Source organism: Arthrobacter sp. 10N43, assembly GCF_056394525.1.
In genome coordinates this window covers 23,663-48,435 of record NZ_JBFTIA010000017.1, presented here as the reverse complement: position 1 = coordinate 48,435, position 24,773 = coordinate 23,663, and the positions used below count along the sequence as shown (strand labels likewise).

Below are 24,773 nucleotides of genomic sequence, written 5' to 3'. Positions count from 1 at the left end.
GCAGCCGGACCAGTCCGCCCACAGGGACCACGCTCCCTCCGCCGCATGTTTGCGCTAGACCTACGGTCCACTCAAGCCTTCGACACGGCTCCGCGCCAGAGAACTAAGCCCTGTCCTGCGGCCCTGTCCTGTTAGGCCCTGTCCTGTGGCCCGGGCCGGCTACGGCGCCGCCGGTGCAGCCGTAGGAGCCAGATCCATGGTTGTCAGGCGCAGCCAGAGCCAGAGCCGTTGCTGCGGGTCGTCCAGGTCCAAGTCGAAGTCCTTGGCCAGGCGTCCCACGCGGTAGCGGACGGTGTTGTTGTGCACGTGCAGGCGTGCCGCCATGGCGGAGATGTTTCCGTTCGAGGTCAGGTAGGCGCGGAGGGTCTCCAGATAGTCCGTTTGCTGGTCTGCGTCGTGGGCCTGGATTTTCGTGATCTCGTCGAGGTCCGCAAGCCCGTTGTCGGCGATGAAAGCGCCGACTTTCAAAAGGCTCAGCGGAATCCGGTGGTCCTCGAACAGGCCGGCAGCGGAGGCTCCTGCGCCGCTGTCGCCCGGCGTCGCAGGATGCCGATGGACCAGATATTGCTGCGTTTGCAGTGCTTCAGACCTGGATCGAGGCAGGTCCTCGAGCTTGGGCGCAATGCCTCCAACCGCGGCGATGATCGGGTAGGAGCTGATCGTGTGTGCGTATGCCGCGATCTCCTGGGCCACGCGCCGGTGCGCCATCCTAGGGCTGGTTCCCCCGCAGGGCAGGAGGGCATAGACAACCGAGCCGATGAGGGCACTGTGGCTCGCGCTGAACTGAATGTTGCACACCGTCGTGACCAGGTGCAGCAGCCGATGAATTTCGCGCACCGATTCGAGGCCGCCGGATTCGGGGCGGTTGATGGAAAAAGCCGCGACCGCCAGTCCCGGTCCCGCATCGAGCCCCAGCTGGGCGGCGGCAAAGGACGCGTGGACGGTGTCGTCCAAAAGCGTGCGGATCAGATCCCCATTGCGGCGTTCGCCAAAATCGGATGCCGAACGGGCATGGAGCATGTGCAGCCCTGCCAGTGGCGCCATCCTGGTGAGCGCCTCCAGGGAAGCCGCCCGTTTGCTCTCGCCGGGGTCGAGGATCCAGATCGAACCAAGCAGTTCACCGCCGGCCCGCACGGCAAGTGCCAACCTGGCCATCTCGCCGTCTGCCTCCGGGATCAGCACCGCGCCCGGGGACGCGTAGACGATCTTGAAATCGGCATCGAAGGCCGGCGGCTTGATTTCCTGCAGGGAGAGTGTGGTGACGCGGCGCAATTCGTCGATGGGCTGGCCCGGCAGGGTCGAATAGCCCAGCACCCGTCCCAGCGGGTCAACGATGCTGGCGGCGCCGCTGGTGATGGATGCGGCGGCGTTGGCGAACGCGTAGAGATCCCCGAGCCGGACCCCCGAGACGGAGTCCACGGCGGCCCCCATGACCGATGCCCTGGCCAGTGCCACGAGCCGCGTCCAATCCGCGGTGTCAGGTGCGACGAGGACCGCGAGGCTGTGGCGGACCGCGGCGGAACGCAGCTGCTCCAGGGACGCCCCGTGGGCCTTGACGATCACGGCGGCCGCGTTGCTGTTCGACGCCCGGTGCAGCAGCTGGTCAAAATCGGGCGAACCGCAGCTTAGCCCGACAGCGAGGATGATCCGGTCCTCGATGCTCGTCCATTCGTCCATGGGGTCATACATCAGGACGTCCGAGACGGGATGCGCGAGGTTGTCCGGGGCGGGATTGGCATGCACCAGGCCGGCCTGCATGAGCTGGATGCAGTCCGACAACCTGACCAGCGCGGCGTTCTGGTCTAGCTCAACAACAGGCTGTTCTCGCGGGTCCATATATGGAAGATATCACAGGCAAAAATCAATTCTTTTGGAGGAATCTACATATAGGCGAGGTGAGATCTTCGTCACCATTGAGGGACGAAGTTGATCGAGGTTTCCACGCAGGAGATCCACGCAAGACATAAAGGACGCGAAATGAGAATCAAGGACATCAAGTCACTGGCGGCGGTCCAGGGGCCCGCCCGGTCAGTGGCGGAACGGCTGCAGCGGCGTTGCTACAGCGTTGAGGACATGCGGAAACTGGCCGCCAAGCGCCTGCCCGGGAGCGTGTTCGACTACATCGAGGGCGGCGGCGAGGACGAGGTCTCCCTGCGGCGCAACCAGGCGTCCTTCGATGACTGGGCCTTCCTCCCGAAGTGGGGTTCGGTGGAGCACCTGGACCTCAGCTCAACCCTCCTGGGCGGCCGGGTTGCGATGCCGCTGACCCTGTCCCCAACCGGCGGAACCCGGTTGTTCCACCCCGACGGCGAGACCGCCGTCGCCCGCGCAGCCCTGGACGCCGGCGTTCCCTACGGGCTGGCACACCTGAGCACCACCACCATGGAGCACGTCAGCGCCGCCGCCCCCGGCCTGCGGCGCTGGTTCAACCTCGAGCCCACGGCGGACAAAGGCCTCCTGCAGGCTGTCCTGGACCGGGTCTCGAACGCGGGCTACGAGGCACTGGTGGTCAATGTCGACTGCCGGGCCATTGGGCACAGGGAACGCGACTACCGCAACGGATTCACCGCTCCGCCGTCCATCAAGCCCAAGACCGTCATTGAAGGGGCGCTGCACCCCCGGTGGGCCCTGGGATTCCTGGCCAACGATGCGATTGCCTTCCCGAACCTGGACGCCGAAATTCCGGAAGGCCCGCTCTCCAGCACCCCGGACATGTGGCGGACGCTGCTGGCGGGATCCTACGAACCCACCGACTGGGACGACATCCGTGACCTCAGGGAGCGGTGGAACGGTCCCATCATCCTCAAGGGCGTCGTCAACCCCAGGGACGCCGTCCTGGCTGCCGGGATCGGCATCGACGCCATCCAGGTCAGCAACCACGGCGGCAGGCAACTGGACCACATGGCCTCGGCCCTGGACGTACTGCCCGACATCGTCGAGGCGACGGCCGGCCGGCTAGAAATCATCGTCGACGGCGGCATCCGCCGCGGCTCCGACGTCGTCAAGGCCCTCGCGCTCGGTGCCGACGCCTGCGCAATCGGCCGCCCGTACCTCTACGGTCTCGCCGCCGCCAGCCAAGCCGGCGTTGCCCACGTCCTGAAGCTGATGGCCGCCGAAATGACGCGCACCATGATGCTGCTCGGCGTATCCACGATCCAGGAGCTGCGCGAGGAGGGCCGTGACCTGATCCGGTACCGCAACGAGGCCTTCACGCGCGCCCTTCCCACCGAAATCTCCCCGAACCCATCTTCCGCGGCCCAGCTGGCCTACTCCGATACGAGGACCCCCTGATGAAAACCCCCACAGCACCGGCTTCCCTGAAGCTCATTCCACGCGGCGTCCCCGCCGTCCTGGCCGTGGCGGCACTCCTGCTGGCGGCCACCGCCTGCGCGCCAAGCACCGCCACCTCACAGACGCCGACGCCGTCGGGAGACTCCGCCGGCACCGGCACCGGAGTCCCGGCCCTCGCGGTCAACGACGCCGCTGCGCAGCTGCTCCCGGACTCGATCAAGTCAACAAAGGTCCTGCGCGTGGCCATCCCCACCAACGAGCCGCCGACTCAGTTCTACCGCGAAGGGACCCAGGAAATGACGGGGACCAACCCGGACATCGCACGCCTCCTCGGCCAGGCCCTGGGTGTGAAAGTGGAGATCCAGGTGGCCAATTTCGACTCCATCATCCCCGGGATGGCCGCAGGCCGGTATGACATGACCGTGTCCTCGATGACCCCCACGGAAAAGCGCATGGAGGTCCTGGACTTCGTGGACTACATGCAGATGGGCAACTCCATTGCCGTGGCAAAGGGGAACCCGCAGGGGATCACCGACCAACACGCCCTGTGCGGACGCAAGGTCGGGCTCCTGACCGGGTCCTACCAGCTCACGGTCAACGTCCCCGAGTACGACAAGGCCTGCACCGCGGCCGGCAAGGACACCATCCAGAGAAGCGAATTCCAGGACACACGGCAGGCCATCTCCGCCCTGTCCAGCGGACGGCTGGACGCCGTGCTGGCGGATTCGCCGATTCTGAACTTCGCTGCCACACAGAATCCCCAGATCGAGATCGCCTCAAAATATGACTTCACACCGGTCGGTGTGGGCATTCCCAAGGACTCCGGCCTGGTGAAATCCGTCTCCGCCGCACTCTCCGAAGTCATCAAGAGTGACTCCTACCTCAAGGTGCTCGGCAAGTACGGTCTTGAGTCCAGCGCCATCACCGACGCCCGCGTCAATTTCGCCCAATAGGAGGTGACGTCCATGCAGCAACAACACGCCCTCAACGCCACCCGCCAGGACACGCCGGCGTCGCCGGACTCCATCCCCGTGGTGCCGCTCAGGCACCCGCTCCGGCTGGCGACCGCCGTCGTTCTCATCCTGGTCGCACTCAGCGCCGTGTGGGACGTGGCGGTGAACCAGCGGTACCACTGGGACGTCGTCGTCTCCTATCTCTTCGCCCCGCAGGTCATCGCCGGGGCCGGGCTGACCATCCTCCTGACCGTGGTCTCCATGAGTGTCGGCGTCGCCCTGGGCACGGTCCTGGCGGTCATGCGGCTCTCGGCCAACCCGATCGTGAACACCATCAGCCGGGGCTACATCTGGTTCTTCCGGGGCACGCCCCTGCTGGTGCAGCTGATCTTTTGGTACAACATTGCCGCCTTGTATCCGGTGATCGCCTTCGGCCTTCCGCTCGGGGGCCCCTCCCTGGTCCTGGGATCGGCCAATGCGCTCATCACCCCGCTGGGCGCCGCGCTGCTGGGGCTGTCCCTGAACGAGGCCGCCTACATGGCCGAAATTATCCGCGGCGGCATCGGATCCGTGGACAAAGGCCAGTACGACGCCGCCCGGGCCCTGGGCATGAACGGCAGCCAGCTCATGCGCCGGGTCATCCTTCCCCAGGCGATGCGCGTGGTCCTTCCGCCCACCGGCAACCAGGTCATCTCCATGCTCAAGGGCACGGCCCTGGTCAGCGTGCTGGCGATCTCGGACCTGCTGTACTCGGCCCAGATCATCTACTCCAACAACTACCAAACCATTCCGCTGCTGATCGTCGCCAGCCTCTGGTACCTGCTCATGACCACCGTCCTGAGCTTCTTCCAAACCAAACTTGAACGGCGCTACGGGCGCGGCTTCGACGCAGCGCCGCGGCGGGCACGCCGGTCAAAGACCCGTTCAAAGACAAGTTCAACGACAAGGACAGCATCATGAACACCGCCATGGTGGAAGCCCAGGGAGTCCGTAAGAGCTTCGGCTCGACCGAAATCCTCAAGGGCATCGATTTGAGGATCGAACGCGGCTCGGTGACCTGCCTGATCGGCCCGTCCGGTTCCGGAAAGACGACGTTCCTGCGGTGCATCAACCACCTGGAAAAGGTCGATGCCGGACGCCTGTACGTGGATGAACAGATGGTCGGCTACGCCGAGCGCAACGGACGCCTCTACGAAATGAAAGAACGGCAGACGGCGCGGTCACGGCTGACCGCAGGCATGGTCTTCCAACGCTTCAACCTGTTCCCGCACATGACGGTGCTGGAGAACATCGTCGAAGCGCCCGTGCATGTCCTCGGACGTCCCCGAAACGAAGTCACAATCGAGGCACAGACCCTGCTGGAGCGCGTCGGACTCGGCAACCGGGGGCACTCCTACCCCCAGGAGCTCTCCGGCGGGCAGCAACAGCGGATTGCCATTGCCCGGGCGCTGGCCATGAAACCCAAGCTCATGCTCTTCGATGAGCCCACGTCGGCGTTGGACCCGGAGCTCGTCGGAGAGGTGCTGGACGTCATGAAGTCCCTGGCCGAGGCGGGAATGACCATGGTGGTGGTCACCCACGAACTCGCGTTCGCCCGCCAGGTCAGCGACCAGGTGGTCTTCATGGACCAGGGAGTCGTAGTCGAAAGCGGGCACCCGTCCGAGGTCCTGGATAACCCGCAGCACGAACGCACCCAGGCCTTCCTGTCAAAGGTTCTCTAGAACCACCGGCAACCGAGCATCACCAACTTGCCATCACCCACTCGGGCCGGCCAGCAGGCCGCCCGCATGAAAGGACACCATCCAATGTCGCGACAGCAGATCAGCACCGACCTCGCGCCCAGCCCGGCAGGGCCCTATTCCCAGGCCATCGCCGCCAACGGCTTCCTCTACACTGCCGGCCAAACCCCGCATGTTCCGGCCACCGGCGAAACCGTCGGCACCACCATTGAAGAACAGACCGAACAGACCATGAAGAATCTGGCCGCCGTCCTCGGCGCGCACGGCCTGGACTTCTCCCACGTGGTCAAGGCCACCGTGCACCTGAACCACCCGGGCCGGGACTTCGCCGGGTTCAACGCCATCTACGCAGGGTTCGTCGAAACCCCCTACCCGGCGCGAACCACCGTGGGATCGTTCCTGGGTGACTTCCTGGTCGAGATCGACGTCGTCGCCGCTCTTCCCTAGCGGTCCCGGCGCACGCCGGAACCGCCCTTCCCTAGCGGTCCCGGCGCACGCCGGGACTACGGAGTGGGGCTGGGGGAGGGGCTGGCGGTGGTTGGGCTGGGGCTGGGGCCAGCCGTGCCCGCCGAAGCCGTGCTCCCGGATTGCGTGGGGGAGGAGGTGCCGGATGCGGGCGCCGCGGGCATGTAGGACTCGTATTCGGGCAGCGTCGCGTTCAGGACCGGAAGTTGTACATCGGCCGACGTGCCCGTGGCGTCTTCGCTCACACGCACCGTGACCATGGAGCCGGGGGCTCCGCCCGAGGGGTCCAGCGTCATGGCCGGTGGTTGGGCCAGGGAGGTATGGCCGTTGGCCTTGACCGGAATCGATACCGGAGCCCCTGAGGCGCCCGAAATGGTGACAGTAGCGTCCTTTGAGGAGGCGTTGAACACCGTTCCGATGATCCGCCCGGGCTGGTCCGCTGCGTGGGAGAGGATGAGCATGTCCGCCAGCTTTATCGAACCGACCACGGTGTTGATCCCGTTGGTCGCCGGTGTGATCTTCGCGGTTTCCGCCGGATTGTCGTAGGAGCATCCGGTGGTCAGCAGGACCACGCCCAGCGTGAGGGCGGCGGCCGCATATCTCATCCCTGCCCGAAAGATCGTGGTTGCCACGGCCGGCTCCTCTCGGCAAAGCGTTGTCTGGATAGCTCCGATTATGGTCCGGACGGGCGCCGAAATCGAGGGAGCCGGCATAGGAACAGAAATCACAAAACCCTTGACGCGGGCCCGCACGCAGGCGCATATTTAACACATCAGTTAATTAGCAGAAGTGTTAAATGCGAAGGAAGCATCCCGGTGTCAACCGATCGGCTCAGCCTCATCTTCTCGGCGCTCGCCGACCCCACCCGCAGGGCCATCCTGGCCCGGCTGGCGGAGGGCGAAGCCACCGTCAATGAGCTGGCCGAGCCCTTCGAGATCAGCCTCCCCGCGATCTCGCGCCATCTTAAGGTCCTGGAGGCCGCGGGCCTGATCACCCGGAGCCGCAATGCGCAGTGGCGCTCCTCCAAGCTGGAGGCCGCGCCGCTGCGCGAGGTTGCCGAATACATGGAAGAGTACCGGCGCTTCTGGGATGCCAGCTTCAGCCGCCTCGACGCGCATCTGCGAAGAATCCAGCAAGTTCCCAAGAATCAGGAGCCAGGCAATGAACACCCAACAGAACACCCGTGAGTCCCACATTCTCTCGATGACCAGGGAGTTCGATGCTCCCCGCGAGCTGGTCTTCAAGGCCTTCACGGATCCGGACCAGCTCGCCGCCTGGTTCGGCCCCGTGGGAGTGGACTCGCCCCGGGACCGGATTGTCGTTGAGCCCCGCGTCGGAGGCGCGTGGCAGCTGGTCATGGTCTGGGAGGAGGGCGGCGCCGCCAAGGAAGGACCGATCGACGCCGTGATCTCCGTCTTCGACCCGCCGTCGCTCCTGGTGGCCACCCAACGCGCGGAGCCCGGCGCCGGCACCGTTGTCCATCTCGAGATGCGGCTGGAGTTCGAGGACCTGGGCGGACGGACCCGGCTGCATCTCACGCAAGGACCATTCGACAGCGCCGAATTCTTGGACATGACGCGCGAGGGCTGGGGCACCTCGTTCACCAAGCTCGACAAGGTCCTGGCCTAGGCGAAGCGCCTCCAGCGTCCCAGCGGGACGCCGCAATGCGGCGCCCCGCTGGGTGCTTCGCTGGAGGCCGGGTGGCGCTCTTCGCGACGCTAACAATCCACAACGCGATGATTTCTTACTGATTTGCGGATCAGAATGCCCATATCTTCCGCAAATAGGAGATTATGGTGTCATGCCGAAAATTCGCGTATCAGAAGCAGCACGTTTTCTCGGGGTCAGCGACGACACCGTCCGGCGCTGGACCGAGAGCGGGATCCTGACCCCGGTCAAGGATGACTCCGGCCGTCTGGCCGTGGATGGCCTGGAACTTGCTCACCTCGCCCGCGACCAGGCCCAGCTTCCCGAGGACCCCACCAAGGTAGGCCGCTCCGCCCGCAACCGGTTCGTCGGCCTGGTCACGGGAATCACCGCCGATAAAGTCATGGCCCAGGTTGAGCTGCAGTGCGGGCCCTTCCGCGTCGTGTCCCTGATGAGCAGCGAAGCGGTTCGCGAACTGGGCCTGGAGCTCGGATCCGTCGCGACAGCCGTGGTCAAAGCCACCACCGTCATCATCGAAACGCCCCACGGAAAGAGCATCATATGATCATCGCCCGCAAGCACGTCACCGCATTGTTCGCTGCCGGCGCCCTGACTGCAGCCCTGGCCGGCTGCGCCTCCGGGACCCCGGCAGCCACGGGAAGCAGCCCCGCCGCCGCGAGCGCCTCCGCGTCGCCGTCACTGTCCGGCACTGTGACCGTGTTCGCCGCGGCCTCCCTGAAGTCAACCTTCACCAAGCTGGCCAGCGACTTCGAGGCGAAGAACCCGGGCACCAAGATCACGTTGAACTTCGCCGGTTCCTCGGACCTGGTCACGCAGATCTCCCAGGGTGCCCCGGCGGACGTCTTCGCCTCTGCCGACACCAAGAACATGACCAAGCTGACCGACGCAAAGCTGATCGACGGCGCCCCGGTCAAGTTCGCCACGAATGTCCTGGAGATCGCAGTCCCGCCGTCCAACCCGGCGTCGATCAGCTCCTTCGCCGACCTCGCCACGCCGGGCATTAAGGTGGTTGTCTGCGCACCCCAGGTTCCCTGCGGCGCCGCGACCGCTACCGTCGAAAAAGCCACCGGTACCACCCTGGCGCCGGTCAGCGAGGAATCCTCCGTAACCGATGTCCTGGGAAAGGTCACCTCCGGTGAGGCCGACGCTGGCCTGGTCTACGTCACGGACGTCAAGACCGCCGGCGACAAGGTCAAGGGTATTCCCTTCCCCGAGTCGGACCAGGCCGTGAACACCTACCCGATCGCCACCGTCGGCACGAGCAAGAACAAGGAACTGGCCGCAGCCTTCATCGCCACGGTCACCGGCAGCGAAGGCCAGAAAGTCCTGAGCGACGCCGGCTTCGGCGCCCCCTAAAGGACGGCATGAACCCACGCAGCGGCACCGGCTACACCGGGATCCCGCCTTGGATCTACGCCATCGCGGCGGCAGGAGCACTCTTCGTCCTGCTGCCGCTGGTGGCCATGGTGGCCAAGGTCAACTGGCCGCAGTTCATCCCGCTGATCACGTCCGAATCCTCGCTCACTGCCCTGGGCCTGAGCCTGCGCACCTCCACGGCCAGCACCGCCCTCTGCGTCGTCCTCGGCGTGCCCCTGGCACTCGTCCTGGCCCGGAGCCCGTTCCCGGGCCAGCGGCTGCTCCGGGCCTTCGTCCTGCTGCCCCTGGTGCTGCCGCCAGTGGTGGGAGGCATCGCCCTGCTGTACACCTTCGGACGGCAAGGTCTCCTGGGCCGGAGCCTCGAACTGGCCGGCATCCAGATCGCGTTCTCCACCACCGCCGTCATCCTCGCCCAGACTTTCGTGGCCATGCCGTTCCTTGTCGTCAGCCTCGAAGGCGCCCTGCGAACCGCCGGCAACAAATACGAGGCCGTCGCCGCAACCCTCGGGGCACGCCCCAGCACCGTGCTGCGCCGCGTCACCATCCCGCTCGTCCTGCCCGGCCTCGCCTCCGGCGCTGTCCTGTCCTTCGCCCGCAGCCTGGGCGAATTCGGCGCCACCCTGACCTTTGCCGGAAGCCTGCAAGGCGTCACTCGCACGCTTCCGCTGGAGATCTATTTGCAACGCGAAACCGACGCCGACGCCGCCGTCGCGCTGTCCCTCCTGCTGGTCGCCGTGGCGGTGGCCGTCGTCGGACTCTCCTACCGGCGCCCGCGCGTCGGCGCAGGACCGGAAGGGGCATTCCAGTGACCTTTCAGCTCGACGCAACCCTCGCGGCACGGGGCTTCGAGGTCTCGCTCAGCCTCGGACCGGCCGAAACCATCGCCATCCTCGGCCCGAACGGTGCCGGCAAGTCGACACTGCTCTCGATCATCTCCGGGCTGCTGCGCCCCGACGCCGGCCGGGCCGTGCTCGGGGACACGGTCCTCTTCGACCTGGCGGCGGAGAAGAACATTTGGCGGGCACCCCACACCCGGGGCACGGCGCTCCTGGCCCAGGAGGCCCTCCTCTTCCCGCACCTCAGCGCCCTGGACAACGTCGCGTTCGGGCCCCGCAGCGCCGGCGCGTCCAACGCCGCGGCCCGGGAGACGGCCATGCACTGGCTCGCCGAAGTCGACGCCGGGGACCTCGCCGCACGGCGTCCTGGACAGCTCTCCGGCGGACAGGCCCAGCGCGTTGCCGTGGCGCGCGCCCTCGCCGCCGACCCGGACCTGCTGCTGCTCGATGAACCGATGGCAGCCCTCGACATTCACGCGGCCCCGTTGCTCCGCCGGCTGCTCAAGCGGGTCCTCGCCGGCCGCCGGGCGATCATCATCACCCACGACATCCTTGACGCCCTCATGCTGGCCGACAGGGTGATCGTCCTGGAAGACGGCCGGATCAGCGAGGCGGGACCCACCCGCGACGTCCTCGAAAGACCTCGCAGCCGGTTCGCCGCCGGCCTGGCCGGGCTGAACCTTGTGGCCGGCACCGTCAGCACCGCGGGCGTCACCACCGCGGCGGGGATGGTGGTCGCGGGCCACCAGGACGGAAGCATCGACCCCGGGCAGGACGGCGTCGCGGTCTTTCCGCCCTCGGCAGTATCCGTCTTCCTCACCGAAGAGCACGGCAGCCCGCGGAACTCATTCGCGGTGGCAATCACGGACCTTGAGCCGCACGGCGACCAGATCCGGGTCCATGCCGGCGGCCTCTCCGCGGACATCACCCCGGCCGCATCAGCGGACCTCGGCCTCACCCCGGGAATGACCGTCTACTTCGTCATCAAGGCCACGGCCATCGCCATCTACCCGGCCTAGCCACCGTGCGTCCGGTGGGGATCAGCGGATGCGCCGTGGTGGGGACAGGCTTACGGACGCTCCGGCCGGCGGAGTAGTCTCGGTGCCGGGCGCTGCCGGCGCTGACCGATTCCGGGTGAAGCCGATTCCGGGTGAAGCCGATTCCGAGTGAAAAGGGAAAGCTATGACTGATAAGTATGTGGCGACGTCGACCACCACCATCGAGGCGCCCGCGAGCCGGGTATGGTCCGTGCTTACGGACCCTGCCGCCATCAAGGAGTTCATGTTCGGCGCCGACGTGGTGACCGACTGGACGGTCGGCGGGCCCATCGCGTGGCGCGGCGTTTGGGACGGCAAGGCGTACGAGGACCGAGGCAGCGTCCTGGAGTTTGAACCCCGACGGCGGCTCGTTGTCACGCACTTCAGCCCGCTGAGCGGCCAGGAGGAAGCGCCCGAGAACTACCACACGCTTACCTGGACGCTTGAGGAACGGTCCGGTACGACAGAATTCACGCTCTCGCAGGACAACAACGCCAGTGCCGAGGAGGCCGAGCACTCGAAGGGCATGTGGGACAGCCTGGTAAAGAGCGTAAAAGCAATCGCTGAGCGGCAATAGGGCGAGGGTAAGCAGGACAGGAATAGGGCATACGGCCGACTGCTACGGCAGCGGGTGTCCGCTATGGCAGCCGCGACGGGCGCAGCAGCGTGGGAATTCCGGCCTGCGTGGGGTCCAGGGGAACGGGGCTGACCAGCACGGCCGGTCCGCGACTGAGAAGGCCGTCCGAGAGCGGCTGGCAGCGGACGCCTCCCCGGCCCCGCATCGCGGCGTGCGCGCCCGGGGCCAGCATCCGGTCCATCCAGGCGCAGGGATGGGCCGGCCGTCCGGCCCGCAGCCGGACCACGTTCCCCCTCGATTCGAGCGCGAAGTCATGGCCCAGCAGGGGAGCGAGGTGCGCGCCCCTGAGGACAACGTTGCGCCGCGTCAGGAGCGGGTCAAAGGGCCCGGCTCCCAGTTCCTCGGCCATCGCCTCGAGGGCTTCGATTGAGAGAAGGGTGACGGCGGCGTCCATGTGTGCGGCCTTGCCGTAGAACCGGTCTCCGACGATGCCCTTGCCGGCCACCAGTTCCACCCGGTCCGCGTCGGCGGTGGGTACTTGTGCGGCGCCATCGCGTGCCCGGCCGAAGTAGGCGTGCGCCGGCGACACGAGGAGGTGCAGGACCTCGACGTCGTACCTGTAGCTTGCCGTCATCCCCTAAAACTATCCCGATCGCTGCCGCGCGCGAAGCCGCCGGAAACCCGCGAGGTCGCCGTAAGCTTCCGGCGAATTCGCAGGTTTCCGGCGAACTCGGCGGTGGGCTGCGCTTCGTAATGCTGCGGCGGGGGACCATGCCGGGCTCAGGGTACGAGCACGATCTTCCCCTTTGTCGCGGTGCTCCCCAGGAGCTCGTGGGCGCGACGAACCTCGGAAAGCGGCAGACGCTCGGCCACCACGGGGTGAATCTCGCCGCGGCGGAGCATCTCGAGCAGCGCGAGGAAGTCGGCCTGGAACCAGTCCTGGTGCTGGATGCGCAATTTTTGAATCCGGTAGGACAGCACCTTTCTGCGGGGCGACAGCCAGCCCCAGAGTGCGACGGTCCCGGTCGCGGCGTACCAGGCGATGACTCCGGGCCAGTTCTTGCGCCCCTGCGCGATGGTGGCGTAGCGGCCGAACACGACGAGCCGTCCGCCGGGCCGGAGTGCGCGGAAGGAGCGCAGCGACAGCGGGCCACCGATTCCGTCCAGGGCGATGTCCACGCCGTCGACGGTGAGCGCGCGGACACGGGCCAGGAAGTCCTCTTTCTGGTAATCGATCGCCACGGCACCCAGCTCCTCCACCGCGGCGCGATCCCGGCCCGCGGCGGTCCCGTAGAGGCGGAGGCCGGCCAGCGCCCCCAACTCGAGGATCGCGGTGCCTACCCGGCCGGCCGCGCCGTGAACCAGAACGCTCTCCCCGGGCTTCGACTTGGCCGTCCGGTGAAGCAGCTGGTAAGCGGTCATGTAGGGGAACACGAGGCTCACGACCTCGGCCGGGTCGAGGTCCTCAGGCACCTCACCGCGTATGCCTCCGGCACGCAGACGCGCTCGGCGTTGGCGCCCCACACGGTCAGCGCGCCGATGCGGTCTCCCACCCGTACGCGCGAGCAACCGGGCCCGACCTCATCAACGATGCCCACGAGCTCGTAGCCGGGCGTGAAAGGCGGCTTCGGTCCGCCAAGATACGTGCCGGCGCGAAGCTGGGAGTCGGTGAACGAGACACCCGACGCCAGGACCTTGACGCGGACGTCGCCCGGACCGGGCCGTGGATCGTCGACCTCCACCACTGTCAGGACCTCGGGGCCGCCGAAGCGGTCGATAACCACGCGCTTCATGGGCTCACTCTACGCTCGCGGCATTGTTGGCACATGGGCTCCAGGCCACGCAATGTCAGGGCCCTTCGGGCACCCCGACGGTCTCAGGGGGTGTGCGGCGGCCGCGTTGCGGGAAGTCGCCGGACACCTGCGGGCTCGCCGTACGCCTCCGGCGAGCCGGCGGGTTTCCCGCGAAATCGGCGGCCTGAGGCAACGCGACCCCTTGACGCCCCGGAAGCGGTCGGACTATCCTACAACCAAATGGTTGTAGATCAGCTCCGAGACCAGCTCAGCGACGAAGAACTTGACCGCCTGTTCCAAGCCTTCGCCGACACCACCCGCCGGGACATCGTGCGGCGGGTGACAGTGGGCGAGTACTCGGTCTCCGGACTGGCTGCCCTCTACGCCATGAGCTTCGCGGCCGTCCAGAAGCACGTGGCGGTCCTGGAACGCGCTTCCCTTGTCTCCAAGGAGAAGCGGGGGAGGGAGCAGATTGTGCGGGCCAACCACGACGGACTGCAAAGGGCCCGCCGGCTGCTCGACGAGTACGAAGTCATCTGGCGGCAGCGCGCCGATCGGATCGCCGCCCTCCTCGCCGAGACGGCCACAACAGCACCAGTCAATACGAAAACAGTCCACAAGCAAACCAGCAAGGCATAACCAGCACAGATGAAGGATGGGAAGGGTTCGTCATGACGGTTACCAATTCAGTCAAGAATCTTGAGGCGCTGAGCCTCACCGTGGTCGCCGAGTTCGACGCCGGCGTGGAGCGCGTCTGGCAGGTCTGGGAAGACCCGCGACTGCTCGAACGCTGGTGGGGACCGCCCACGTGGCCGGCCACTTTCGAGACGCACGAGTTTGTCCCCGGCGGCGCGGCCAGCTACTTCATGACGGGGCCAGAGGGGGAGAAACCCCGCGGCTGGTGGCGGTTCACCGCCATTGACGCGCCGCACCGCCTGGAGTTCGACGACGGCTTCGCGGATGACAACGGCGATCCCGTGGCCGACATGGGCGCCGGTCACGCCGTCGTCACGCTGGAGCCAATCGGCGACCGTACCCGAATGACCATCCTGTCCACGTTCGAGTCCGAGGAACAGATGGAGAAGATCCTCGCCATGGGCATGGAAGAAGGCATGAGGGAAGCGCTGGGCCAGGTGGACGCGATCCTCGCCGAGTCCGTCAACGCCTGAGCTGCGACGCAAGCGGACGACGGCGGGAATCTCCCGCCGTCGTCCGCGAAGCCCTGTTCAGCCCGGTCCGTGCGGCGGTAACATGCCCTGTGGCATTCACGCACGGATACGCGGCGAACGGCGACCTCCGCATGTACTACGAGGTCCATGGCCCCGCGCTGGCCGACCGGCCCCCGCTGCTGCTGATCCCCGGCGGAGGCTCGACTATTGAGACCAGCTTCGCCGGCCTCATCCCCGCGCTGCTGGCCGAGAGCCGCCAAGTGATCGCCGTCGACGAGGAAGGCCACGGACGCACCGCCGCCACCGGCCGCCCGCTGACCGCCGAAAACTCGGCCGAGGACGTCAAGGCCGTGCTGGATGAGCTCAACGTGGAGTCCGTGGATGTGCTCGGCTTCAGCGCCGGGGGCCACACCGCGCTGGCGCTGGCCATGAAGTATCCGGATTCCGTGCGGTGCCTCATCGCCGCGTCCACCTTCGTCAGCCGCGACGCTGTCGCCGACGAGTTCTGGGAGGGCATGGCCACGGCCACCCTCGATCAGATGCCGGAGGTGTACAAGGACGCGGACCGCCGGCTGAATCCGGAGCCCGGACACCTCGAGCGGATGTTCGAGCTCGACCGCCAACGGATCCTGACCTTCCCCGGCTGGACGGATGATGACCTGCGCCGCATCACGGCCCGCACGCTGGTGCTGAGCGCCGACCGCGACGTCATGGGTGCCGAACACGCCGTGCGCATGTCCCGCGTCATTCCGGGGGCGCGTCTGATGATCGTGCCCGGCAGCCACGGAGACTACCTCGGCGAACTGGCCGCGAGTGGCGGCGACCTGCGGGCCATGCGGACCGCCATCCCGTACCTGCTGCGCTTCCTGGAAGAGTAGTCGGCACTTAGGCCGGTGCCGGCGTCGACGTCTATTCCGGAGCGGAGGTCCAGTGCTGCCGGTGAAGCCGCTCAAAGCCGTCCAGGAGCAGGTCGAGCGCGAACTCGAATTCGAACTGGTCATCGCACCCCTGTCCCACCACGGAGTCCTTGTGCGCGGAGGCGGTGGCGACCTTCAGGATGTTCGGATACCGCTCGGCCATCTCCTGGAATATGGCGGCCTGCGCTTCGGGCACCAGTGCCGCCGGCCCGTCCGCGCTCTGCCCGGCGGAGCCGTCGAACAGCTCCTGAGTGAACCCCCACATGCGGCTGCCGAGGGCATGCATGACGTGATGGGTCAGGTCCACGGAGAAGCCTCCGGCCAGGAACATTCCGATGAACGAGTCCATGTAGCCAAGGACCGCTGGCGTCTTGTTGGTGCGCGATTCCAGGACCTGCCGGCCCCACGGGTGTGCCAGGAGCGCCCGCCGTGCCGAGAGCACCCGCAGGCGCACGGCGTTCTTCCAACCGGCGTCGCGGACAGGAGGATCGATCTCACTGACAAGGGAGTCCACCATGCCGTCGAGGAGTTCCTCTTTGTTGGCCACGTGCTTGTAAAGCGCCATCGGCACGACGCCGAGTTCCTGCGCCAGCCGGCGCATGCTCAGCGCCTCGATCCCCATCTCATCGGCCAGCGCGACGGCGGCAGTCAGGACGCGGTCACGGCTCAACGGGATCCGGCGCGTGCGCTCCGCTTGCTGGGTCATCCGGCCACCCTTCCCTAACGGTTCCCTATTGACAAGTGTACGCCGTACACCTAACGTGGCCGCATCGGGTGTACGCCGTACACCTCGGCCCGTGCACTACCGCCGACAGCCATTCCAGCCAAGGACCACGCCGTGACAACACAATCCAGCAGCGCCCCTGTGCCCCGCGTCCGCCGCCGCCCCCAGTGGCCCGTGCCGGCCGGATTGATCCTGCTCAGCCTCATCCCGGTGATCGCTGGCGCGGCGCGGCTGACGGAACTGACCGGCGGCGCCGCAGTCACGGCCCAGAACGCCCGGTTCTTCGCCTCGCCCGTGCCCGTGGTGACGCACATTCTCAGCGTCACCACCTACAGCCTGCTCGGGGCGTTCCAGTTCCTCCCCGCGCTGCGGGGCCGCCGCGGCTGGCACCGCGTCGCCGGCCGCGTCCTGGCGCCGGCGGGACTGCTGGCCGCCCTGTCCGGGTTGTGGATGACCATCTTTTATCCGCTGCCGCCCGGCGACGGGCCCGCGCTTTTCGTCCTGCGGCTGGTCTTCGGCTCGGCCATGGCGGCGAGCATAGTCCTGGGAATCGCCGCGATTGTGCGCCGGGACTTCGTCCGGCACGGCGCGTGGATGACCCGAGGCTACGCGATCGGCGTCGCCGCCGGGACGCAGGCGCTGACGGACCTGCCGTGGATACTGCTGGTGGGCCCGCCCGACGAGCCGACCCGGGCAGTGCTTCTGGGCGCGGCCTGGGTGATCAACCTTGCGGTGGCCGAGTACGTCATCCGCCGGCGCGCCCGTCGGTCCGTGCGGGTGCCGCGGCCTTCCGGGCGGACGGCTGTGGCGGGTGCCGTCACGCCAGGCTAGCCTCCCTGCACGGAAATCACGCCCCCGGCCGCCGCCGTGGCCCGCCGCCGTCGTCGAAGTCGCCGGCCGCCGCCGTCGAAGTCGCCGGAAGCGTGCGGGTTCGCCGTACTTTTCCGGCGACGCGGAGAGTTTCCGGCGAGTTCGAGGCCGAGGCGGGCGGGGCGGGCAGGGGACGGGCCGACGAGTGGACTACCTCGGCGCGCCACGAGGCCGACGGAGGCCGCGCCGCTAGACTCACGCGCATGACAATTGTGGACGATCAGGGCCGCCCCGAGCCTCCCCTTGCAGCCGACGAAGCCGCGACCCTCCTGGGTTTCCTGGACTTTCAGCGGGCAACGCTGGCGTGGAAGAGCGCCGGGCTGGACGCGGCCGGCCTCGGAGCGACCACGGCTGCCTCATCGATGACGCTGGGCGGACTGCTGAAGCACATGGCCTATGTGGAGAGCGAGTGGTTTTCCCGTTCCCTGCACGCACGGGATCGCGAGGCGCCGTTCGACACCGTGGACTGGAAGGCCACCCCGGACTGGGAGTGGGACTCCGCGGCGGAGGACACCCCGGACCAGCTGCGCACCCTGTGGCAGGACGCCGTGGACCGGTCCCGGGCCAGTGTCGCGGAGGCACTGGCGGAGGGCGGCCTGGACCAGCTGGCCAAGCGCCCGTGGCCAGATGGCTCGGCGCCGAGCCTGCGCTGGATCGTGTGCCACATGATCGAGGAGTACGCCCGGCACAACGGCCACGCCGACCTCCTCCGCGAAGCAGTGGACGGCCAGACGGGCGAGTAGGTTCCGCCCGGATCTTGCCGGGGAGCGCCGCCGCTTGAGGACGGCAGCCCGCGCGCCGCCGCCTGAGGACGGCCGCCCGCGCGCCGCTGGCGAAGCAAAGCTGAGGACGGCGGACGACGACGGCGGGCGGCTCCCGCCGTCGTCGAAGTCGCCGGAAGCGCTCCGGTTCGCCGTCATGTTCCGGCGACCCCGCAGGTTTCCGGTGACTTCGGGGTGGGACGCCCCTAGTAGGCCTTGACCCGCTGTTCGACGACGAGGTGGATCAGGGCGAACACCCGGTCCCGGTCAATGGCGGCCAACGCTGCCTCGAGGGCGGCCGGCACGTCCTGGTCCTGGGTGACGGTGATGCCGAAGCCGCCGAAGGCCTGTGCCATCAGGCCGAAGTCGGGGTTCTTCAGCTGCGTGCCCGATACCCGGTCCGGGTAGTGCCGCTCCTGGTGGGTGCGGATGGTGCCGTATTCCTGGTTGTCCATCACGATGATCAGCGGCGTCGCCCCGTACTGCGCAGCCGTGGCGAGCTCCTGGCCGTTCATCAGGAATTCCCCGTCGCCGGCGATGGTGACCACCCGACGCTCCGGGCTGGCCAGCGAGGCGGCAATGGCCGAGGGCACCGAGTAACCCATGGAGCCGTTCCGGGCACTGATCATCGAGGCGTAGCGCCGGGTGGGGAAGTACCGGTGCGCCCAGTTGGTGTGTTCACCGGCCCCGAAGGTCACCAGCGCGTCCTCCGGCAGCAGCGGAACCAGGTTCGCCATCAGGGTGTCCATCTTCGCGGGCCCGTTGCCGGGGGCCGACGGCGGCAGGCTGGCGAAGGACTGCTGCTCGGCGCGCATCCGGGCCGTCCACGCCTTCCATTCCTCCTTGACCGGGAGGTCGATGTTGACCAGATCCCGGACGAAGGCCTCCGGCTTGGCCAGGATCTGGCGGGAGACCGGGCCGGAGCGGCCGCGCAGCGAAGGATCGATGGTGACCAGGAAGTTCTTCTTGTTCCAGTCCTGCCGGCAGAGAAAGCCGTCCGTGATCACGTCCCCCGGGACCGTCCCGACGAAGACGAGCAGGTCGGTTTCCTCCAGGAGGTCATAGGTGGGGCGGGGCCGGCCGTAGCCGATCGGCCCCACGTAGCTGGGGGAGTCGAAGGAGACCGTTCCCTGCGTGCGCCATTCCGCCGCGGCCGGGATGTGGTGCTTTTCGAGCCACCCAGTGAGCTCCGAGGCCGCCTCCTGGGTCCAGTCGTTCCCGCCGGTGACAAAGAGCGGCTTCTTGGACTGCGCCAGGGCTTCGGCCAGGGCGCCGGCATCGGTGCTGCTCATGCCGCCCGCCGCCACCGGGATGGCCGGGTGCAGGGCCGGATCCATCTGGACCCGGATGATGTCCTCCGGCAGGCCCACCACCACCGGGCCGGGACGGCCGCTCATGGCCGCGAACATTGCCTCCGCCACGATTTCGGAGGCCCGCTCGGGATGGTCCAGGACCATCACGCGCTTGGCTCCGGTATCGAACCACGCCTTGATGTCGAACTCCTGGAACGCCTCGCGGTCACGGTGCGCGAACGGAATCAGCCCGACAAAGAGCAGCATGGGCGTGGAATCCTGCCATGCGGTGTGCAGGCCCACGTGCGCGTTCGCCGCACCGGGGCCGCGGGTGACCATGGCGACGCCGGGGCGCTGGTTCAGCTTGCCGTCGGCCTCGGCCATGTAGGCGGCGCCGCCCTCGTGCCGGCAGACCACGGTCTCGATCTCAGAGCCGTGCAGCCCGTCGAGGACGTCCAGGAAACTTTCCCCCGGCACAACGAAGGTGCGCTCAACCCCGTGCGCCACGAGCGAATCGACAATCACGTGGCCCGCGGACTTGAGGGTCCTGCCGAGGGCAGGGGTTCCCGGAACGGTGGCCGGAGCCTGGTTGAGAAGGTCGCCGTCGAACGGCTGCGTGTCAGTTACGGTCATGGTGGCTGTGGACTCCGTTGTCATCACTACTGTTTCTGGTGGTTGGGATGGGGCAGTTCCGCCGGTGCGGCGGAGGGTATTTGAGAGGGGCTACCGGGCCCGGACCCCGGGGCTGGGCCGGGCTGCCTAGTCGGTTTCCGGTCCCGTGCAGAAGAAGCAGCCGTCCTCGCAGCCGTCTGTCTGGCTTTCCGACGGCGGGGTGAGGGTGCTCGGTGGGTTTCGATGGGTCATCGGGCTTCCAGTTCCTTGATGGGGGCGGGTTTCGTGGTTCGGAGGGAGTCGGTCCACTCCTGCACATGCAGGTGCGCGACCAGTGAGTGGCGGGGATTGCCGAAGTCCAGTCCGGTGATCCGGCTGGCCTTACCGATCCTGTAGTAGACGGTGTTCTTATGCAGCTGCATCCGCTTGGCGCACTCGGCCACGTCCAGGGAGGCGTCGAAGAGTGCGCGGAGGGTCTCGGCCAGTTCCGCGTCGTCGCGGAGCAGGGCCCAGAGGCTGCGGTGCCGGAAGGACGCCGTCGTAAAGTTCTCCACGGCGTCGTGGAAGAGGATCTCGGCTTCGAAGTCGTCCACTGTGGCCACCGAGGCCCCGGCGGAGCGGCGCATGCAGCCCAGCAGTGCTTCGGATATTCCGGTCACGGAATGGATCGAGACCAGATCGGGAACCGTAGGTCCGACGGCGGCGTAGGGACTGATGCCGAGGTGCTTGCCGGCGTCTTTGACGATTGCCTCGGCCAGGCTCCGCAGCCCGGCCCCTGCGTTGGCGGACTGGAGCCCTGGAAGGATCACTGCGGTGTCGCCGTGAAACTGTCCCACGATGGCCGAGGGCTTGTAGGCGGCCGCATGGATGGACGCGAGGTTGGCCAGCTCGCCGTGTTTGAGTGCGGCATCGTCCATCTGGGCTTCTGCGGCCGACAAGCCAATCAGGATCAGGGCCGCGGGACGGTCCGCGGGGATCTTCTCGCTGTGCGCGCTCGCCGCTGCTTCCGCCGGACCCGACAACAGCCGCACGATCCGGTCCTCGCGCATGTGCACGGACTGCTGGTTCCGGTACCGGATCAGCTCGGCGGACGCCCGTGCGGCTGAGCCGGTGAGCACGTAGTCGACGTCGTCACCGAAGCCGGCACCGGTTTCCTGGAGCCAGATGTAGCCCATGATGCGCTCGCCGGCGAACAGGCTGATGGCGACCCGCTCCCGCAGTCCGTCCTGGGGCCGGGCGGGGACCCGGACCGGCAGGCGCGTGCGGTGCAGCTCGCGGTAGGCGCCGAGGTCCTTGAGCAGGAGTTCGTATTTCCGCGGACCGCGCCGGGCCAGGATCGAGGCCTTGCGGAGCTCGTCAATGGCGTTGGTGACCGTGGAGTACGCCAGGACCTTGTTGGCGGCGTCCTCGATCACCACGTGGCTGGAGGTCAGCCGGGCAGTGGTCTGGGCGATGGCGAAGAGGTCTTCTTCGAGCAGGGTCAGGACTTCGCTCTGGTAGCTGCGCGGCTGGATTCGGTCCTTGGCGATGGAGAACAGGCGGTCCCAGTCAGCTGCCGGGTCCACCAGCAGCAGCCCGGTCCCGGCGGCGCGCAGCAGCTCTTCGGCCTCGGCCAGTTCCTCCTGGCTGCCCTTGACGGCCAGGACCAGGGGAGGGTTTTTCAGGAGCCGCCGCACTGCCGGCAAGGCAGAGCGTCCGCGGACGCCAATCAGCAGGACGAACGCCGACCCGCCGTCGGAGGTCTCGTCATCGGCGTCAACGATCAGGAAGCGTTCGATCGCCGCGTCCGTGCGGTCCGGCCGGAGAATGAGGCTGGCGAAACCGAGCGGGAGATCCGCGAGGATGTCATCCACTGTAGCTGCGGCCATGGGCTTCCTTCTGACATCGGCACCCGCCCGGACTCCACTGTCCGGACACCCCATGCTATCCAGCGCCCACCGCCAAAAATATGGAAAAGCTCCTAAGTTACGCGGCCCGTTTTAGGTCTGCGGACCAAGGCACGCCGGCCCTCAAGTGCGCGCTACGTGGCGGCGAGAGGCGCCTTGAGTTCGACAACAGCGCCGCGGCCGCCGACGTCACCGTGTTTGCCGCGGCCCTGGCGGCGGACGAAACTCCATCCATTGCTCCCTAAGCGCCGTTATGACTCCTCAAAAGGGCGTCTGCGGAGCAATCGATGGGGTCTTTGCCGGGGTCAGGAGCTTTCGATATCCCCGGGCGGTTCCTGCCAGGGCTCCGGGCCGGGGCCGGGACTGGGGCTGGCCCCGTCCAGGAGTTGCTGCTCGCCGCGCACCACCTGGTTGATGTAGACGGTCAGGAAGTCCGCCTCGGCGCGGTAGTTGGCAGGGTCGGCCAGGGGCATCGTCGCCTGGACAAGCAAGGTCCCGTTCTTGGCCGCCACGCGGAGGAAGTGGGCAGGGGGTCGACCCTTGAGGAAGATGGTGGCGATCACGGCGTAGCTTTGGTCAGCCTCGGTAAACGCCGAGGCCCGCTGGTAGGTCGCCGTGATCGTACCGTTCTCCATCGTCAGTCTGGCGGGGGAACAGTCCGGCAGTTTCCTCACGGAGGAGAACGCCAGCGCGAGCACCGCATCACGGTCCGCGGTCACCCCGACGAACACCGGCTCGGCGTCGGTTCCGCTGAAAGTCCCTGCCGCCGGCAATTCCCCGGACATCAGCATGGCCCACGCCAGCACTCCCGAGCACTTCGCCGGGCTCACCTGCGCCGACCCCGCGCCGAAGTGCAGGGATTGGTTTTCGTCCCAGAGCGGGCCGCCGGTCAGGACCTCGCCGGTAACTCCGCCGGGCCCTGCCACGACGCCGGCCAGGGACTCCACCTCGGCCTGGGAGAACAGGCGGGCCGCTTTCGCGGGAGCCGACGGTGGGCTGCCGCCGTCCGGGGCCGCGGCGTCCCGGCTGGCTTCAATACCGGCGGCCGGCCCGGGCGACGCCGGCATGGACCGTGCGAAGGGACCACCGGCAGGCGAGAACGGAGCGCACGCAGTGAGCAGGCCCAGCGCGAGCACCGCCGCCCACAGGCGGCGACGTTTGTTTCCGAGTGCCATCGTGGTACCCCCAACCTCGACCTGATGTGAGCGCATCCTATGCCGCCGCGGCGGGACAGTCGCCAGCACCAATCCATCGATTGCTCCATAGGTGCCGTTTTGGCCGGTCAGAACGGCACCTATGGACCAATCGATGGGGTTTTGGCGGTGCCGGTCAACAGGGGTACTGACAGTCACTCCCGGGCCGTCGCGGTCGCGCTTAGCCTAGAGGACGTGGGCGTGGCCGGTGGGCCGACGCCCACGCCCACGCCCACGCCGGCGCCACGCCTGCGGTGCGGCGACGCCGAGGGCGGGCATTTAGCACTTCGGGACCGGCACGGGCACCGCCTCCGGCACCGGCGACCTGACAGGAGACCACTACATGCACACGCGTCAGCGGCGAACGGGCGCTCCCAGCGCGGCCGGCCAACCCAGGGAAGCAACGCCGGCCGTGCGGCGGCCGCGCCTGCTGGTATCGTCGGCGGCCCTGCTCTGGGGGCTGCAATTCGCTCTCCTCAACCCCGCGCTGGCGCTCCTGCTGGTGGCGCTCTATGACGCAACCCCGGCAGATGTGGGGTGGGTCCTTGCCGTGTACAACGCCGGCGGATTCGTCGCGGCCCTGCTGGTGCCGGCCTATGCCGACCGCGTGAACAACTATCTGCGGCCCCTCCTGGTCTGCGCCGCCCTGACCCTCGCCCTCGCCGGCGTGCTCGCCGGAACCACCTCGCTGCCGGTCGCCGTCGTCGGCTTGGTCGCCCTAGGAGGCCCGGCGGGAGTCGGTGTGTCGCTGCTCTTCGCGCACCTCAAGCATTCAGGTGCACCCCAATCGGAAGTCATGAAGACCCGTGCCGTGGTCTCGGTCGCCTGGGTTGCCGGGCCGCCGCTGGCGACGCTTATCATGGGCACGCTCGGAAACCGGGCCATCCTGCTCGCCCTCGCCGCCGTGGCCCTGCTCAACATCGGCACGACGGCCGCCATGCACCGCCGGAGACCGCCGGCGGACGGCGTCCCGCCAACCGCGACCAGCCACGACGACGGTCCGGCGCTGTCCCGGGCGGGCGTCGCCGCCGTCGTCCTCGCCTTCATCGCCCTGCAGGCAAGCAACAGCGCCGCGGTGTCGATCATGGGGCTCTTCGTGACTGGCCGGCTCGGGCTCGACGTCCTCTGGGCCGGCGTTGCCCTCGGCGTCTCTGCGGCCCTGGAGATCCCGGCACTGCTCCTGATTGGCAGGCTGAGCGCCCGTTTCTCCAGCCACGCGCTGATCACCTCAGGCTGTGTTGCCGGGATTGCGTACTACGCCGCCATGGCCTTCGTCGCGGACCCCATCGGCCTCATCGCCCTCCAGATCCTCAATGCGTGGTTCTTTGCGATTGTCGCCGGGATAGGCCTGACCCTGTTCCAGCAGATCATTCCCCGGCCGGGGCTGGCCTCGGGCCTGTTTGTGAACACCCGGCGCGTCGGAGCGATCGTGTCCGGCCCCATCATCGCCTTCGGATCGATGACAACGCTCGGATACCAGGGAGTCTTCGCGGCCTGCGCCGGGCTCGCCGTCGTGGCCCTGGCAGCCATAATGCTGACGCGGAGGTTGAAGCCCGCCGTTCCGGATCCGGACCGCGCCCGGAGCATGGCGGCCTAGGGCGTGTCTCCTAAAT

Annotated in this window: 28 protein-coding genes; 19 read left to right on the top strand and 9 right to left on the bottom strand. The window is 67.7% G+C overall.

Translation table 11 applies throughout. The features are described from left to right. Positions 1 to 159 precede the first annotated feature (159 nt). Complete coding sequence (locus AC1DDO_RS20875) at positions 160 to 1,836, bottom strand: PucR family transcriptional regulator (RefSeq protein WP_476972687.1); 1,677 nt, start codon at positions 1,834 to 1,836, stop codon at positions 160 to 162. Positions 1,837 to 1,977: 141 nt separating this feature from the next. On the opposite strand from AC1DDO_RS20875, the gene AC1DDO_RS20870 reads away from it, so the two are divergent. The 5 genes from AC1DDO_RS20870 (at position 1,978) to AC1DDO_RS20850 (ending at position 6,430) form a co-directional block, all read left to right on the top strand. Continuing rightward, a complete protein-coding gene (locus tag AC1DDO_RS20870) occupies positions 1,978 to 3,291 on the top strand; it encodes an alpha-hydroxy acid oxidase (protein WP_476972686.1) in 1,314 nt (437 codons plus the stop codon). After that, on the top strand, positions 3,291 to 4,244 hold the full coding sequence (locus tag AC1DDO_RS20865) for an ABC transporter substrate-binding protein (RefSeq protein WP_476972685.1): 954 nt from the start codon (positions 3,291 to 3,293) through the stop codon (positions 4,242 to 4,244). Before AC1DDO_RS20870 ends, AC1DDO_RS20865 begins: the two co-directional genes overlap by 1 nt. A 12-nt stretch (positions 4,245 to 4,256) precedes the next feature. Continuing rightward, a complete protein-coding gene (locus AC1DDO_RS20860; protein WP_476972684.1) occupies positions 4,257 to 5,204 on the top strand; it encodes an amino acid ABC transporter permease in 948 nt (315 codons plus the stop codon). Then, positions 5,201 to 5,965 carry an amino acid ABC transporter ATP-binding protein gene (locus tag AC1DDO_RS20855; protein ID WP_476972683.1) on the top strand — a complete coding sequence of 255 codons (765 nt, stop codon included), beginning with the start codon at positions 5,201 to 5,203 and terminating at the stop codon, positions 5,963 to 5,965. Before AC1DDO_RS20860 ends, AC1DDO_RS20855 begins: the two co-directional genes overlap by 4 nt. An 84-nt stretch (positions 5,966 to 6,049) precedes the next feature. Beyond that, the gene (locus AC1DDO_RS20850; RefSeq protein ID WP_476972682.1) at positions 6,050 to 6,430 is read left to right on the top strand and encodes a RidA family protein; all 381 of its coding nucleotides are present in this window, start codon (positions 6,050 to 6,052) and stop codon (positions 6,428 to 6,430) included. Between the two features lie 56 nt (positions 6,431 to 6,486). Here the strand turns inward: AC1DDO_RS20850 and AC1DDO_RS20845 are convergent, their stop codons facing one another. Beyond that, a complete protein-coding gene (locus AC1DDO_RS20845) occupies positions 6,487 to 7,080 on the bottom strand; it encodes a hypothetical protein (protein ID WP_476972681.1) in 594 nt (197 codons plus the stop codon). 183 nt (positions 7,081 to 7,263) lie between these two features. On the opposite strand from AC1DDO_RS20845, the gene AC1DDO_RS20840 reads away from it, so the two are divergent. From AC1DDO_RS20840 to AC1DDO_RS20810, 7 genes are all read left to right on the top strand, one after another. Then, positions 7,264 to 7,635 (top strand): ArsR/SmtB family transcription factor, encoded by a 372-nt coding sequence (locus tag AC1DDO_RS20840; RefSeq protein ID WP_476972680.1) that lies wholly within the window; start codon positions 7,264 to 7,266, stop codon positions 7,633 to 7,635. Further along, the gene (locus AC1DDO_RS20835) at positions 7,610 to 8,077 is read left to right on the top strand and encodes an SRPBCC family protein (RefSeq protein WP_476972679.1); all 468 of its coding nucleotides are present in this window, start codon (positions 7,610 to 7,612) and stop codon (positions 8,075 to 8,077) included. The genes AC1DDO_RS20840 and AC1DDO_RS20835 overlap by 26 nt, the downstream gene beginning before the upstream one ends. Before the next feature lie 172 nt (positions 8,078 to 8,249). After that, positions 8,250 to 8,660 carry a TOBE domain-containing protein gene (locus AC1DDO_RS20830; RefSeq protein ID WP_390203796.1) on the top strand — a complete coding sequence of 137 codons (411 nt, stop codon included), beginning with the start codon at positions 8,250 to 8,252 and terminating at the stop codon, positions 8,658 to 8,660. Continuing rightward, complete coding sequence (modA, locus tag AC1DDO_RS20825) at positions 8,657 to 9,472, top strand: molybdate ABC transporter substrate-binding protein (RefSeq protein ID WP_476972678.1); 816 nt, start codon at positions 8,657 to 8,659, stop codon at positions 9,470 to 9,472. Before AC1DDO_RS20830 ends, modA begins: the two co-directional genes overlap by 4 nt. A gap of 8 nt (positions 9,473 to 9,480) precedes the next feature. Next, positions 9,481 to 10,302 carry an ABC transporter permease gene (locus tag AC1DDO_RS20820; protein WP_476972677.1) on the top strand — a complete coding sequence of 274 codons (822 nt, stop codon included), beginning with the start codon at positions 9,481 to 9,483 and terminating at the stop codon, positions 10,300 to 10,302. Continuing rightward, complete coding sequence (locus AC1DDO_RS20815) at positions 10,299 to 11,348, top strand: sulfate/molybdate ABC transporter ATP-binding protein (RefSeq protein ID WP_476972676.1); 1,050 nt, start codon at positions 10,299 to 10,301, stop codon at positions 11,346 to 11,348. The genes AC1DDO_RS20820 and AC1DDO_RS20815 overlap by 4 nt, the downstream gene beginning before the upstream one ends. Before the next feature lie 163 nt (positions 11,349 to 11,511). Continuing rightward, positions 11,512 to 11,943 (top strand): SRPBCC domain-containing protein, encoded by a 432-nt coding sequence (locus AC1DDO_RS20810; protein WP_476972675.1) that lies wholly within the window; start codon positions 11,512 to 11,514, stop codon positions 11,941 to 11,943. A 61-nt stretch (positions 11,944 to 12,004) separates the two neighbouring features. Here AC1DDO_RS20810 and AC1DDO_RS20805 read toward each other — a convergent pair whose 3' ends face one another. The 3 genes from AC1DDO_RS20805 to AC1DDO_RS20795 all read right to left on the bottom strand — a co-directional run bounded on the left by AC1DDO_RS20805 (position 12,005) and on the right by AC1DDO_RS20795 (position 13,736). Then, a complete protein-coding gene (locus AC1DDO_RS20805; protein WP_476972674.1) occupies positions 12,005 to 12,577 on the bottom strand; it encodes an MOSC domain-containing protein in 573 nt (190 codons plus the stop codon). Positions 12,578 to 12,723: 146 nt separating this feature from the next. Further along, entirely contained in the window at positions 12,724 to 13,416 is a 693-nt protein-coding gene (locus tag AC1DDO_RS20800) for a zinc-binding dehydrogenase (protein ID WP_476972673.1), read from the bottom strand. Beyond that, a complete protein-coding gene (locus AC1DDO_RS20795) occupies positions 13,383 to 13,736 on the bottom strand; it encodes an alcohol dehydrogenase catalytic domain-containing protein (protein WP_476972672.1) in 354 nt (117 codons plus the stop codon). The genes AC1DDO_RS20800 and AC1DDO_RS20795 overlap by 34 nt, the downstream gene beginning before the upstream one ends. A 240-nt stretch (positions 13,737 to 13,976) precedes the next feature. Between AC1DDO_RS20795 and AC1DDO_RS20790 the strand changes: the two genes are divergently transcribed. The 3 genes from AC1DDO_RS20790 to AC1DDO_RS20780 all read left to right on the top strand — a co-directional run bounded on the left by AC1DDO_RS20790 (position 13,977) and on the right by AC1DDO_RS20780 (position 15,783). Further along, entirely contained in the window at positions 13,977 to 14,375 is a 399-nt protein-coding gene (locus tag AC1DDO_RS20790; RefSeq protein WP_476972671.1) for an ArsR/SmtB family transcription factor, read from the top strand. Positions 14,376 to 14,407: 32 nt separating this feature from the next. Next, complete coding sequence (locus tag AC1DDO_RS20785) at positions 14,408 to 14,905, top strand: SRPBCC family protein (RefSeq protein ID WP_441411228.1); 498 nt, start codon at positions 14,408 to 14,410, stop codon at positions 14,903 to 14,905. Between the two features lie 89 nt (positions 14,906 to 14,994). Continuing rightward, positions 14,995 to 15,783 carry an alpha/beta fold hydrolase gene (locus AC1DDO_RS20780; RefSeq protein WP_476972670.1) on the top strand — a complete coding sequence of 263 codons (789 nt, stop codon included), beginning with the start codon at positions 14,995 to 14,997 and terminating at the stop codon, positions 15,781 to 15,783. 31 nt (positions 15,784 to 15,814) lie between these two features. Here the strand turns inward: AC1DDO_RS20780 and AC1DDO_RS20775 are convergent, their stop codons facing one another. Beyond that, positions 15,815 to 16,528: a TetR/AcrR family transcriptional regulator gene (locus tag AC1DDO_RS20775; protein ID WP_476972669.1), complete on the bottom strand. Its 714-nt coding sequence runs from the start codon at positions 16,526 to 16,528 to the stop codon at positions 15,815 to 15,817. 132 nt (positions 16,529 to 16,660) lie between these two features. Here AC1DDO_RS20775 and AC1DDO_RS20770 point away from each other — a divergent pair, with 132 nt between their 5' ends. Continuing rightward, positions 16,661 to 17,377 carry a DUF2306 domain-containing protein gene (locus AC1DDO_RS20770; protein WP_476972668.1) on the top strand — a complete coding sequence of 239 codons (717 nt, stop codon included), beginning with the start codon at positions 16,661 to 16,663 and terminating at the stop codon, positions 17,375 to 17,377. Between the two features lie 242 nt (positions 17,378 to 17,619). Further along, positions 17,620 to 18,159, top strand: a complete 540-nt coding sequence (locus AC1DDO_RS20765; RefSeq protein WP_476972667.1) for a DinB family protein — start codon at positions 17,620 to 17,622, stop codon at positions 18,157 to 18,159. 224 nt (positions 18,160 to 18,383) lie between these two features. On the opposite strand, the gene AC1DDO_RS20760 is transcribed toward AC1DDO_RS20765, so the two are convergent. Both AC1DDO_RS20760 and AC1DDO_RS20755 read right to left on the bottom strand, forming a co-directional pair. After that, entirely contained in the window at positions 18,384 to 20,102 is a 1,719-nt protein-coding gene (locus AC1DDO_RS20760; protein WP_476972666.1) for a thiamine pyrophosphate-dependent enzyme, read from the bottom strand. Positions 20,103 to 20,329: 227 nt separating this feature from the next. Beyond that, positions 20,330 to 21,949, bottom strand: coding sequence for a PucR family transcriptional regulator (locus AC1DDO_RS20755; RefSeq protein WP_476972665.1), 1,620 nt, complete (start codon positions 21,947 to 21,949; stop codon positions 20,330 to 20,332). Positions 21,950 to 22,029: 80 nt separating this feature from the next. Here AC1DDO_RS20755 and AC1DDO_RS20750 point away from each other — a divergent pair, with 80 nt between their 5' ends. Next, positions 22,030 to 22,212, top strand: coding sequence for a hypothetical protein (locus AC1DDO_RS20750; protein WP_476972664.1), 183 nt, complete (start codon positions 22,030 to 22,032; stop codon positions 22,210 to 22,212). Positions 22,213 to 22,272: 60 nt separating this feature from the next. Here AC1DDO_RS20750 and AC1DDO_RS20745 read toward each other — a convergent pair whose 3' ends face one another. Beyond that, positions 22,273 to 23,142 (bottom strand): hypothetical protein, encoded by an 870-nt coding sequence (locus AC1DDO_RS20745; protein WP_476972663.1) that lies wholly within the window; start codon positions 23,140 to 23,142, stop codon positions 22,273 to 22,275. Positions 23,143 to 23,503: 361 nt separating this feature from the next. Between AC1DDO_RS20745 and AC1DDO_RS20740 the strand changes: the two genes are divergently transcribed. Next, positions 23,504 to 24,757, top strand: coding sequence for an MFS transporter (locus tag AC1DDO_RS20740; protein ID WP_476972662.1), 1,254 nt, complete (start codon positions 23,504 to 23,506; stop codon positions 24,755 to 24,757). Positions 24,758 to 24,773 lie beyond the last annotated feature (16 nt).